Origin of the sequence: Kitasatospora sp. NPDC088391, from assembly GCF_044753345.1 — a bacterium.
Lineage (GTDB): Bacteria > Actinomycetota > Actinomycetes > Streptomycetales > Streptomycetaceae > Kitasatospora.
Genome location: NZ_JBIVNB010000002.1, coordinates 219,815 through 231,906 on the forward strand (window position 1 = coordinate 219,815; position 12,092 = coordinate 231,906).

Genomic DNA, 12,092 nt, shown 5'->3' on the forward strand with positions numbered 1-12,092 from the left:
ATCCCGCAGCGAAACGATCCTGCATTCACGCCGATGACCTGGTCTTTCACGGAACTCCGGTCAGAGCCGGTTCCGGGCGGCCCGCGCCGGCTGAGTCCCTTCCTGGTTGTTCGGTTGTGTTGAATTCATGCTTCCGTCGACCTGTCCCTGCGTCCCGGCCGGTCGGCTCCCGGCCCGGACCCGGGCCGTGCCCGGCCTGCCGGACCCCGGGCGCCCGCGGACCCCGGGCGGACGCCGGCCCGCGCCCGCAGTAGCGTGAGAGCAGGCGTCCCGCAGGTCAGGAGCGACGGATGGCAGGCACGGCACCACCTCCCGACCCCGGCCCCGGCCCCGGCACCGACCGCCGCGGCGGCGAGCGCCGTGCTGCCGAGCGCCGTGCCGCCGACCGCCCCGGGGGTGAGCGCCGCCGCAGCGACCGCCGCAGCGCCGACCGGCACGGAGCCGACCGCCGGGGCTTCGCCTTCGTCGGACGCGACCGCGAACTGCGCGAACTGCTGGACGTGCTGACGGACCGTCCGGCGGTCGCCCTGGTGCAGGGCGAGGCCGGGGTCGGCAAGACCCGGCTGGTCGCCGAGGCCGCCGCCGTGCTGCGCGAGCGCGGCGTCGGCACCGTCACCGGCGGCTGCCACCCGCTGCGCGAACCGCTCCCGTTCGGGCCCGTCGTCGACGCCCTCGACGCGCTCGGCCCGCTGCTGCCCGCCGACGCCCGGCTCGGCCCCGCCACCGCCGCCCTCGCCCCGCTGCTGCCCGCCCTCGCCGACCGGCTGCCGCCGCCGCGGCCCTCGCCCCGCTGCTGCCCGCCCTCGCCGACCGGCTGCCGCCGCCGCCCGCCGAACCCGCCGGGCCCGGCGGGCACCGGCAGGCCGTCCTGCACGCCGCCCGCGCCCTGCTCGCCGCCGCCGCCCCCGTCGCCCTGGTCGTCGAGGACGTCCACTGGGCCGACGACGCCACCCGCGAACTGCTCCTGCTGCTGGCCGGCAGCCTGCCCGAGGACGTCGCCCTGGTCCTCACCTACCGCGGCGAGGAACTCCAGGGCGCCCTGCTGGGAAGGGAGTTGCGCCGCCCCGCCGGCACCGTCCTGCGCGAGGTGGCGCTGCGCCGGCTCGACCGGCCCGCCCTCGCCGAGCTGGCCGGCTCCGTCCTCGGCGAGGCCGGGGCCCGGCAGCTGACCCGCGCCCTGTACGAGCGCAGCCACGGCCTGCCGCTGATCGCCGTCGAGGACCTGATCACCCTCGGCAGCCGCCCCGACCACGACCGCCGGCCCGAACTGCTCGGCGTCCCGCGCAGCCTGCGCGAGGTCCTCGCCGCCCGGATCGACCGGCTCACCCCCGACGCCGCCGCCCTGGTCGACGCCGCCGCGGTGCTCGCCGTCCCCGCCTCCGAGGCGCTGCTCGCCGAGGCCGCCGCCCTGCCGCCCGACCGCGGCACCGACGCCCTCACCGACGCCCTGGACCGCTCCGTCCTGGTCGAACACGGCCCCGACCGCTACGGGTTCCCGCACGCGCTGGCCCGCCGCGCCGACTACGACGCGCTGCCCGGCCCCGCCCGCACCCGGCTGCACCGCCGCGTCCTCGACCTGCTCACCGCCCAGGACCCGCCGCCGCTGGTCCAGATCGCCCACCACACCCTGGCGCTCGGCGACACCGCGCAGTGGCTGGCGCACGCCCGCGCCGCCGCCGAACAGGCCATGGACGTCGGCGACCTCGGCACCGCCGCCCTGATGCTCCGCCGGATCATCGACCACCCCGGCCTGCCCGCCGACGAACTCGGCGCCGCCGCCCGCGCGCTGGCCGACGCCGTCACCTACACCGCGGAGGCCACCGGCCCCACCGTCGACGCGCTGCGCCGCATCATCGACACCCCCGGACTCGCCCCGGCGGACCGCGGCGAGATCCGCTCCCGGCTCGGCAACATCCTGCGCACCCGGTTCGGCGGCGCCCACGGCGTCGCCGAACTGGAGGAAGCGGCGGGCGAGTTGGCGGACCAGAACCCCCGGCACGCGGCCAAGACCTTCGCCGTCATCGCCGCCATGGACACCGGCGACGCCACCGCCGCCGAACGCCGGACCTGGATGGACCGCGCGATCGCCCTGCTGGACCGCGTCGACGACCCGGAGACCGAGGCCGTCGTCCGCACCAACCGGCTGGTCTTCGTCCCCGACTGCGCCGACCCCGGCATCCCCGCCCGGATCGCCGCACTGCCCCGGCGCAGCGACCGCCCCAAGATCGTGTTCTGCACCGCCATCGCCCTCTCCAACGCCGCCGAACTCGCCTACTGCACCGGCGGCGACTCCCGGATCGCCGCCTGGTCCGCCGAGGCCGCCGACCTCTGCGAACGCAACGGCCTGGACGGCCTCGCCATGTACGCCCACAGCTACCCCGTGCTGCTCGACTGGGCGGCCGGCCACTGGGCGCGCTTCGACACCACGCTCGACGCCTACCGCCGCCGCCACCCCGACAGCCCCGTCGCCGACACCGGCCTGTTCGCCGCCGCCCGCGGCACCACCGCCGCCGCCCGCGGCCGCACCGCCCGGGCCGCCGAACACTTCCGGTACCCCCTCGACCAGGACGCCACCGGCATCCTCGCCCTCCCCTCCGCGGCCGGCCTCGCCCGCCTCCGACTCGCCCGCGGCGACCACGACGGCGCCTGGCAGACCCTCGGCCCCGCCCTGCGCCTGCTGCGCCGCCGCGAAGCCTGGCCGTTCGCCTTCGACCTGCTCCCCGCCGCCGTCGAGACCGCCCTGCGGCGCGGCGACCGGGCCACCGCCGCCGCGCTGGCCGCCGACCACGCGGCCGGCCTCGAAGGACTCGACACCCCCGGCGGCCACGCCGAACGCCACCACGCCGCCGGACTGCTCGCCGACACCCCCGCCGAGGCCGCCGCCGCCTTCCTCCGGGCCCGGGACGCCTGGCTCGCCATCGGCCGCCCGTACCCCGCCGCGCTCGCCGCCGAACGCGCCGCCGCCGCGGGCCCCGGCGCGGACGCCGCCCCCCTGCTCACCGCCGCGATCGAGGTCCTCGACGGCCTCGGCGCCGTCGCCGACGCCTCCCGCTGCCGCCGCCGGCTGCGCCTGCACCCCGCCGCCGCCCCCGTGCCGCGCGGCCCGGACGACCCCGCCGGCACGCTCTCCCCGCGCGAGCGCCAGGTCGCCGACCTGCTCGCCGAGGGCGCCCGCAACAAGGAGATCGCCGCGGCCCTGTTCGTCTCCGAACGCACCGCGGAGCACCACGTCGCCGCCGTGCTGCGTAAACTCGGCACCACCCGCAAGTCCCTGCGCGAAAAGGGGAGTTGACGGCGCGGGCCGACGGACGGGAGCACAGGCGTGGAACGGGTCGGGATCATCGGGGTCGGGGAGATCGGCCGGGCCCTGGTGACGGGGCTGCGGGCCGGGGCGGACGGACCCGCCGAGGTGTTCCTGTCGCCGCGCGGCGCCCGGACGGCCGCCGAACTCGCCGGACGCCACCCCGGGGTGACGGTCTGCCGGGACAACCAGGAGGTCGCCGACCGCTCCGAGCTGGTGGTCCTCGCGGTACGGCGCGCCGACCTGGCCGCGGCGCTCGCCGGGCTGGAGATCGCCCCGGACCGGGTGGTGCTGAACGTGATGGCGGGCGTCGGCGCCGCCGAACTGCGCGCGGCCCTCGGGACGGCGGCCCCGATCGTCCGGGCGATCCCGCTGCCGTCGATCGCCGAACGCCGCTCGGTCACCGTCGTCCACCCCGCGCACCCGGCGGTCGAGGCGCTGCTCGCCCGCACCGGCGGGACGCTGCCCGTCCCCGACGAGGCCGCCTTCGACGTGCTGTCCGCCCTGACCGGCGCGCTCAGCACCCACCTCGCCTACCTGGCCGCGCTCGCCTCCTGGGCCGCCGACCGGGGCATCGACGCCGACACCGCCGACCACTACGTCCGCGGCCTCTTCACCGGCCTCGGCCGCGGCCTCGCCGACCCCGCCCTCCCGCTGGACCGCCTCGCCGCCGCCCACGAGACCCCCGGCGGCAGCAACGAACGCCTCCGCACCACCTGGTTCACCCCCGCCAACGCCGCCGCCCTCACCACCGCCCTCGACACCCTCCTCACCGACCTCGGCCGCCACCGCCCCGGCTAGGAACCGTCCCCACCAGGAAGAGCCGCCGGTGCCGGCGGCTGTCCGCTTCCGCGAACCGCCCCGGTCCGCTGCCTCCGCCTCGTACGCTGTGAGGATGGCTGACGAACCCGGCTACCGCGGTGTGGTCTTCGACTTCTTCGGCGTGCTCACCGCGAACATGGTCGAGACGATCCAGTGGTTCGAGCAGCGGGAGGGGATCAGGCCGGGGACGTTCCTGGCAGCCTGGGCCGATCCCTACGGCCAGGAGCTGTTCCGGCGGCTGGAACTCGGTGAGATCGGCCAGGAGGACTGGAACACCGGCTTCGGCGCCTTGATGGGCGTGAAGCCGGACAACCTGATGGCGCGTTACCTGCACGACGCCTTCCCCGCCTACCCGGTGCTGTCGGTCGCCCGGCAGGCCAGGGCTGTGGGCATCCGGACAGCGGTGCTGTCGAACTCGCTCGGTCGACAGCCCTACGACCCCTACGCCGGGTTCGACCTCGACGGTGCCTTCGACGTGGTGGTGCTCTCCACCGACCACGGCCTGCGCAAGCCGGACACGGCCCTGTTCCAGGTCGTGCTGGACCGCCTGGGCCTGACGGCGGACGAGTGCGTGTTCGTCGACGACTCCGAAACCAACGTCGAGGCCGCGTCCGCCCTGGGGTTCACCACCCTGTTGGGGTTGGACGAGCAGGTGATGGCGCGTCGGCTCCGGGAACTGCTGGGGCTACCCGCGCTGTAGGAACTCGACGACCGGCCGGTAGTGGGCATGGGGGAGCAACTTCTGCCTCAGCCCCTTGAGCTGGGAGGACGAGCGGGCGGAGTCCACGCCGCCGAGGCAGACGGCCGCGTGCCGGCCGGTGGCGACCGCCGCGTCGAGGTCGCCCTCGGCGAGGTGGGCCTCGGCGGCCCGGGCGAGGTAGATCGCGTGGGAACGGGGATACCGCTCGTCTCCCCGGTAGGTGCCCATCCCGGCGGCGAACCGGCGCAACGCCTCCCGGTGGTCGCCGAGTTCGAGGGCGGAGGAGCCGGCGATCATCTCGATCTCGCCCTCGGTGACCCAGTACAGGACGGCGGGGTCGTCGCTGCTCGGTCCCTTGTCCAGGGCGGCCCGGGCGAGGTGGAGCTGGTGCGCTGCGCCCGGTGCGTCGCCGGCCTTGGACAGGGCGCGGGCGGTGCGGGCGGCCAGCATCGCCGCCATCCGCGGAGTGGAGCGGCCCCGGACCTGGCTCCGGGCGGTGTCGAGGACGTCGACGGCACGCCGGGCCAGGCCGGGCGTCGAGTAGCACTGGATGGCGGCGAAGGAGAGCGTGTAGGCGCCGGCGACCACGTCCCCGCACTCGGCCGAGGCCCGCAGCGACGCGTCGAAGTACGACTGGGCGGTGCCGGGGCGGTCCTGGTCGAACGCGCTCCAGGCGACCTGGCGGGCCGCTTCCGCCGCGATCGCGTACAGCCGGTCCTGGGAGCCGCCGGTGAAGCGCCCGGACTTGATCGCCGCCACCGCGAGCGACAGGTCGCTGCGCGCGGCGCGGAAGACCTCGCCGCTGCCCAACTCGTCGTCCACCCTGCGCAGGTGGTCGAGGCGGCCCTCCAGACCGGCGAGCAGCGCCGGAGCATCGATCCCGGCGAAGCCGGGCCCTCTCCGTCCGGGGCGTACGGCTGCGGCCCAGTCGGCGGCTGACACCGACAGCGCGGCTCCGGCGGTCAGGAGGGTACGGCGGTCCACACGTCTCCCGGCGGCCAGGTCGGTCAGGACGGCCAAGGCCGCCCCGTCCTGGCTCCACGGGACGTCCGCCGGTGCCGCGCCCGCGGCGGCGCGGACGAATGTGCCCCCGGTCTGCAGGACCCGGTCGTAGGCGGCGGCCACCTGGTCGGTCAGCCGCCGGTTGCCGTTCTCCACGTTGCGCAGGTACGTCTCGGTGAAGCCGGTGGCGCGGGCGAAGTCTGCCCACGGCATGCCGGATTCCCGGCGGGCCGCTCTCAGATTCTCGCGCAGCTGGTCGGACATCGACAGTGTCCTTCGGAATCGGCATCGGTTGTGGATCGCCCGATCCCATTGTCGCGCCGATGCTTGCGGTGTGTGCTTGCTTCAGCACACAACGGGTCCGCCCGGGCCGGAGCGCCGGGCATGCCGGCCGGCTCGCAGGCTGCGGCAGAGAGCTGTCGTTGGGGTTGAACCCTGTATTGCTTCTGGCTTCCTGCGCCGCCGTGTCCGGTTCCAGCTCGGTGCTGCCGCAGGAACTGGTGCCTTCGCCCAGCCATGTGGCACGGCGTCCGGTCTGCTGGACGCGTGCTGTCACCGACCGGGCCGTTCGACTGCTGGAGAAGGGATTCGAACATGTCGTTGGATCGGGTGCACTCCGCCGTCCCCGTGCCCGCTGGGCTCGGTGGGCCGACCTGGTTGGTGACCCCCGGCGCCGCGCCCACGCGGTTCGGCACAGCCGTCGGCTCCGGGGCCGATGTGGTGTTGCTGGACCTGGAGGACTCGGTGCCGGCTGCGGCGAAGGCCGGTGCGCGCGCGTCGGTGCTCACCTTCGTCGGCGGCCGGATGCGGGGCGGCGGAGGCCCGCTGCTGGGGGTGCGGATCAACGCCGTGGACGATCCGGAGGGGGTGCGGGACGTCGCCGCGATGGCCGAGTCGGGTCTGTGGCCGGACCTGGTCGTGGTGCCGAAGGTCGAGTCGGGCGACGACATCGCGGCTGTGGTGCGGGCCGTGCGCGCGGCCGGCGCGGCCGCGCAGGTCTGGGCACTGGTCGAGTCCCCGCGCGCGGTTCTCGCCCTGCCCGGCATGGTGCGGACGCCGGGTCTGGCGGGCGTGCTGTTCGGTGCTGCCGACTACGCAGCGGCGGCCGGTTGCCGGATCACCTCCCGGGTGTTGTGGTACCCCCGCTCGCAGCTCGTCACCGCGGCGGCCGCAGCCGGAATCCCGGCCGTGGACTCGCCGCACTTCTCCCCCGACCCCGGCGAACTGCGCCGGGAGGCACTGGAGGCGGTCGAGCTGGGCTTCTCGGGCAAGGTGGCCGTCCACCCTCGCCAACTGCCGGTCATCGCACAGGCTTTCGCCCCGAGCCCGCAGGAGCTGGAGGCGGCCAGGGCGGTCCTTGCCGCGGCTGCAAGGGCCGGCGGACGCATCACCACGGTGGGCGGTGCGATGGTGGGGCCGCCGATCGTCGAAGCCGCCCGCGCCGTCGTGCGCCGGGCCGAACGCGCCGCCGTCCCGACCACGAAGGCGAGCTGACGATGCAGCAGAGGCAGACCTCCTCCCTGCCCGCCGGGTTCCGCCGGGTCGAGGGCGTCCGCATCCGGGAGGTTGTCGGGCTGGGCCTGGACGACCTCGTCCCCGGCCTGGCCATCGAGCACCGGCCGGCGCGCACGGTGACGGAGGCCGAGCACGTGCAGGTCCTCGCGCTGATGGGCAACGAGGCACCGGTCCACTCCGACACCGAGTACTGCCGCCGCACCGGCCACCTGTGCGTCCTGGTGTGCGGGATGCTCACCCTCAACATCGTGCTCGGCATGACGGTGCGCACCACCAGCGGCATGACCGCCGGCAACCTCGCCCTGGACGAGGTCAGGTGGAAGGCGCCCGTCCACGTCGGCGACACCCTGTCCGCGCGCAGCACCGTCCTGACCGCCCGCCGCTCCAACAGCCGCCCCGACCTGGGCATCGTCACCTGCCGGGTCGACGGGTTCAACCAGCGCGGGGAGGTGGTCGTCACCGGCACCCGGACCTTCTTCGTCCCCGCCGACCCGGCCGCCCACCGCGACACCACCGGCTACTAGAAAAGGGGGACGGCGGAGCATGGACGCGGAGTTCACCGAGGCCGACGACGGCCAGTGGGAGCAGTACGGGGCCCTCGCCCGGCGGGCGTACGGCCAGCCGGTGCCCGACGTCGAGCGCCTGGGCCCGTATGCCGACCGGCGGGTGGCGGTGCGGGGCGGCCGGGTGGTGGCCGGGGGCCTGGGCCTGCTGGTGCCGCAGCACTTCGGCGGCCGCCCGGTGCCGGCGGCGAGCCTGGGCTGCGGCTGCGTCGCCCCGGAGGAGCGCGGCGGCCGCCTCGCGGCCCGCCTCGTCGAGGAGCGGGTGCGCGCGCTCCAGGAGCAGGGCGCGGTGCTGGCCACGCTGTGGACCGCCTCCAGCGGCTACGTGCGCCGCCTGGGCTGGGAGGCCCCGGCGCAGGTGTTCTCCTGGGCGGTGCCGACCGCCGCCCTCAAGCAGTCCGGCGCCGACACGATGGAGGTCACCCACGGCGACACCGGGCAGCTCGCCCGGCTGCGCGACCGCCTCGCCGGGCAGTGGAACGGGACCTGGCAGCGCCCGCCGTGGTGGGGTGCCTGGCAGCGGGAGCAGCACCCGGAACTGGAGACCTACGCCTTCGCCGCCCCTGGGCGTGAGCCGGGCGGGGTGCTGGCGGTGGTCACCGAACGCACCCCGGCCGGGCGGCAGTTGGTGGTCCACGACTTCTGGGCCGCCGACGCGCCGGTCGCCGACGCGATGCTGGCCTTCCTCGGCCGCCACCACGGCCGCATCCCCACCACCCGGTTCGAGCGCACCGGCCTGCCGCCCGGTCCGCCGCTGCAGCACCGCCTCGCGAACGCCGGCACGGCGGTGGCCACGTCCTGGCACCCCTGGATGCTGCGCGTCCTGGACCCCGTGCGCGCCGTCGCACTGCGCGGCTGGCCCGAGCACCTGGACGAGGAGATCGTGCTCGACCTCGCGGAACAGGGCGGCACCTGCACCGCCCGGTACACCCTGACCATCGGTGGCGGCCGGGCCGAACTGGCCCCCGGCTCCCGCGGCGGCCGTGCCGCAGACATCACCCTGACGCCGGGTCGGTTCGCCGCCTGGTACGCCGGTGGTTACCGCAGCCCGGCTGCCGCCGCACTGGCCGGCCTGCACGGGGACCTCGCGCTGCTGGCCCGGCTGCTGGCCGTCACCGCGGAGCGCGAGCCCTGGCTCGCCGACTACTTCTGACCACCGACACCCCGCCAGCCCCCGGGACGTTGAACCGGGAGCAAGACGCGGACCGGAACCCGCGCCCGCCTGCCCCAAGCCCTTTCGGAGACCCGCCACCATGACGCCCACCACACCCGACAAGCCGTTCCCGTCCGAACTGCGCGACTGGGTCGCCGGCCACCTGTCCGGCCGGGCCGCGATCGAGGACCGCTCCTGGCCGCGCAGCACCTCCCGGGTGTGGCACGTGCACACCGAGGACGGCACCGGTGCCTACGTGAAGATCAGCCCCAGCGCCGGCGAGTTCGAGCGCGAGGTCGCCGGCTACGCCTACGCCGCCGCGTACCTGGACGACACCCAGGCCCCGCGCCTGCTGGCCGCCGACCCGGGCCTGCTGGCGATCCTCAGCACGCCGCTGCCCGGCCGCGTCGTGCGGGGCCTGACCCTGCCGGCCGCCACCGAGCAGCGCCTGTACGAGGACGCCGGGCGCCTGCTGCGCCGCTGGCACGACGCCTCCGCGCCCGACACCGACGCCGACCGCGCCGCAGTGCGCGCCGACCTGGAGGAGCAGGCGCGGGAGGCCGCCGACTGCCTGGAGCCCCTCGCCCCGTACCTCGATCCCGACCGCCTCGCCCCGGTCGAGGCCGCGGCGAAGGAACTGGTCGGCCTCGCCGAGCAGTTGCCGCTGGTCTTCCGCCACGGCGACTACGAGACCCGGAACTGGCTGTACGACGAGACCACGGGCCGCCACGGCCTGATCGACTTCTCCACCGCCGCGCACGGCGTCGCCGCCGCCGAGTTCGTCTGGCTGTTCGGAGCCGTCTGGGCCGAGCGGCCGGACCTGCGCGAGGCGTACTTCACGGGCTACGGCCGCCTGCTGACGGGCGGCGAGGACCGGCTGCTGCAGCTGCTGACCGTCCGTCTGGGCGCGTCCTACCTGCGCAACGGCCTGATCAAGCAGCGCGAGGACCTCATCGCGCGCGGACACCTCGTCCTCGACCGGATGACCGCCCACCGGCCGTAGCCCACGCACCACCTGTCCCTTTCGCCGCACCTCGGACAAGGAGAGTGTCCCGATGGCCCTCGCCCCCGACCTGCCCGGCCTTGCCGCGCCCACCGGGTGGAGCGGCGTCCCGCAGCAGCTGCGCGCCGCCGTCGAAGCGGCCGTCGGCCCGGTCCTCGCCGCCGCCGAGGTCCCGGTCGGCCGAACCGCCCGGCTGCGCCTGGCCCTGGACGTCCCCGGCCGTCGGGTGTTCCTCAAGGCCACCCCCGTCTCCCACCGCCACGCCCCCACCCTGGACGTCGAGGCGGACCTCGCGCCCGCCGTCCGCACGCTCTCCCCCCGACTGCTGCACCACGGCACCGCCGACGGCTGGCGGTGGCTGCTGTTCGAGCACGTGCCCGGCCGCAGCGCCGACCTGTCACCGGGCTCGGCCGACCTGGAGGCCGCCGCCCGCGCCCTCGGACACCTCGCACACCTGTCGGCCCCCGACGCCGCCGTGCTGCGCGCGGAGGAGCGTTGGGCGCACCTCGGTGCCGGCCTGGACCTGGGCCTGCTGGCCGGGGACCGGCTCGTGCACACCGACCTGAACCCGGGCAACATCCTCATCCGGCGGAGCGACGGCAGCGTGGTCCTGCTGGACTGGGCCCGGCCCGGGCGGGGAGCGGGCTGGCTCAGCTCCGGCTTCCTGCTCGCCCAGATCATCGACGCGGGCACCCGCCCGGCCGACGCCGAGGCTTGGGCCCTCCGGGCGCTGCCCACCTGGGCCGCCGCTCCCGCCGTCGCGGCCGACACCTTCGTCGCCGTGCTCACCCGGCGCCGCGCCGAACAGGCCGCGACCTGCCTGCCCGGCCGCCGCACCGAGCGGGAAGGCCAACTGCGCACTGCCATGGCCTGGCGTCGCCGGCGCACCCGCACCTGACACCCGACCAACTCGCTCCACCCCTCTGTCGACCGGCCGCCCGCCACGGGCCCGGTCCCTCCTTCGCCATGCCGTCGAACGGGAGAGCCATGCCCGACACCGTCCCCTCCACCTGCAGCTCCGTCCCCGCCGGGCCGCCGACTGCGCGGGTGCCGATCGCCGACCTGACCGACCTGATGGTGCGGGCGTGCGCGGCCGCGGGCCTCCCCGACAGCGCCGGGCGCCGCGTGGCCGAGCACTTCCTGACCGGAGAACTGCGCGGCAAGCCCTCCCACGGCCTGGCGAAGTTTGCCTTCGAGTCCCGCTTCTTCCCCGAACGGCAGGGCGTGCCCGAGGTCGTCCGTGAGCGCGGCGCCTTCGCCGTGATCGACGCACACCGCGAGATCGGTCCGCTCAGCGCCGACTTCGCCGTCACCGTCGCCCTTGAACGGGCCCGCCGCTCGGGCGTCGGCCTGGTCGGGATGATCAACACCCAGCGCTATGGCATCCTTGCCGCGTTCACCGAGGCCATCGCCGCCCACGGCATGATCGGCATCGCCGCCAACACCTCCCGGCCCGAGGCCGTCGCGGCCGGCGGCCGCACCCCCGTCCTCGGCGTCAACCCGCTCTCCTTCGCCCTGCCCACCCTCGGCGAGCCGCTGGGCGCGGACATGTCCACCACCCTCGCCCCGATGGGCGTGCTGTGGGACCACCGCTGCACCGGCCACCCGCTGCCCGAGCAGTGCTTCGTCGACGCCGACGGCAACACCACCCGCGATCCCGACGCCGCCCGCTCCGCGATCGTCTTCGGCGGCCACCGCGGCTTCGCGCTGTCCGTCCTCCTGCAATCCCTGACCGGCTCCCTGTTCGGCTTCCCCATGGGCGAGGGCGTCCAGGACACCTGGACCACCGGTTATGCCTTCGTCGCCGTCGACCCCGCCTTCGCCGACCCCGACGGCGGCGCGGCCGCCGCGAACAGCCGTCTGGCCGACCAACTGCGCGCCGCCGCGGCCGTCGACGGTACCTGGCGCCTGCCCGGTGAGCAGGGCCGCGCCCGCGAAGCCGCCACCCGCACGGCCGGCACCCTCTCCGTTCCCGAGCCGCTCCTTGTCCGCCTGCGCGCCCGCGCCGCCGGCGACTTCATCTCCGACTGACC

The 12,092-nt window shown here is 75.9% G+C and carries 11 protein-coding genes; 10 read left to right on the forward strand and 1 reads right to left on the reverse strand.

The annotated features are described in order from the left end of the window. The first annotated feature begins 290 nt into the window (after window positions 1-290). From ACIQBJ_RS05555 to ACIQBJ_RS05570, 4 genes are all read left to right on the forward strand, one after another. Window positions 291-1,169 carry an AAA family ATPase gene (locus tag ACIQBJ_RS05555; protein WP_400703983.1) on the forward strand — a complete coding sequence of 293 codons (879 nt, stop codon included), beginning with the start codon at window positions 291-293 and terminating at the stop codon, window positions 1,167-1,169. Beyond that, window positions 1,055-3,292 carry a LuxR C-terminal-related transcriptional regulator gene (locus tag ACIQBJ_RS05560; protein ID WP_400703986.1) on the forward strand — a complete coding sequence of 746 codons (2,238 nt, stop codon included), beginning with the start codon at window positions 1,055-1,057 and terminating at the stop codon, window positions 3,290-3,292. Before ACIQBJ_RS05555 ends, ACIQBJ_RS05560 begins: the two co-directional genes overlap by 115 nt. A gap of 30 nt (window positions 3,293-3,322) precedes the next feature. After that, window positions 3,323-4,102 carry an NAD(P)-binding domain-containing protein gene (locus tag ACIQBJ_RS05565; RefSeq protein ID WP_400703989.1) on the forward strand — a complete coding sequence of 260 codons (780 nt, stop codon included), beginning with the start codon at window positions 3,323-3,325 and terminating at the stop codon, window positions 4,100-4,102. A gap of 94 nt (window positions 4,103-4,196) precedes the next feature. Next, the gene (locus ACIQBJ_RS05570) at window positions 4,197-4,823 is read left to right on the forward strand and encodes an HAD-IA family hydrolase (protein ID WP_400703992.1); all 627 of its coding nucleotides are present in this window, start codon (window positions 4,197-4,199) and stop codon (window positions 4,821-4,823) included. On the opposite strand, the gene ACIQBJ_RS05575 is transcribed toward ACIQBJ_RS05570, so the two are convergent. Next, on the reverse strand, window positions 4,809-6,089 hold the full coding sequence (locus tag ACIQBJ_RS05575) for a helix-turn-helix domain-containing protein (protein WP_400703995.1): 1,281 nt from the start codon (window positions 6,087-6,089) through the stop codon (window positions 4,809-4,811). The genes ACIQBJ_RS05570 and ACIQBJ_RS05575 overlap by 15 nt on opposite strands. A 330-nt stretch (window positions 6,090-6,419) precedes the next feature. Here ACIQBJ_RS05575 and ACIQBJ_RS05580 point away from each other — a divergent pair, with 330 nt between their 5' ends. The 6 genes from ACIQBJ_RS05580 (at window position 6,420) to ACIQBJ_RS05605 (ending at window position 12,090) form a co-directional block, all read left to right on the forward strand. Next, entirely contained in the window at window positions 6,420-7,319 is a 900-nt protein-coding gene (locus ACIQBJ_RS05580; protein WP_400703998.1) for an HpcH/HpaI aldolase/citrate lyase family protein, read from the forward strand. A 2-nt stretch (window positions 7,320-7,321) separates the two neighbouring features. After that, the gene (locus tag ACIQBJ_RS05585; RefSeq protein WP_400704001.1) at window positions 7,322-7,864 is read left to right on the forward strand and encodes a MaoC family dehydratase; all 543 of its coding nucleotides are present in this window, start codon (window positions 7,322-7,324) and stop codon (window positions 7,862-7,864) included. A gap of 19 nt (window positions 7,865-7,883) precedes the next feature. Continuing rightward, entirely contained in the window at window positions 7,884-9,056 is a 1,173-nt protein-coding gene (gene eis / locus ACIQBJ_RS05590; RefSeq protein WP_400704004.1) for an enhanced intracellular survival protein Eis, read from the forward strand. A 100-nt stretch (window positions 9,057-9,156) separates the two neighbouring features. Continuing rightward, window positions 9,157-10,059, forward strand: a complete 903-nt coding sequence (locus tag ACIQBJ_RS05595) for an aminoglycoside phosphotransferase family protein (RefSeq protein ID WP_400704007.1) — start codon at window positions 9,157-9,159, stop codon at window positions 10,057-10,059. A 52-nt stretch (window positions 10,060-10,111) separates the two neighbouring features. Then, window positions 10,112-10,957, forward strand: coding sequence for a hypothetical protein (locus ACIQBJ_RS05600; protein WP_400704010.1), 846 nt, complete (start codon window positions 10,112-10,114; stop codon window positions 10,955-10,957). An 89-nt stretch (window positions 10,958-11,046) separates the two neighbouring features. Beyond that, window positions 11,047-12,090, forward strand: coding sequence for an Ldh family oxidoreductase (locus ACIQBJ_RS05605; RefSeq protein ID WP_400704013.1), 1,044 nt, complete (start codon window positions 11,047-11,049; stop codon window positions 12,088-12,090). Window positions 12,091-12,092: the final 2 nt, after the last annotated feature.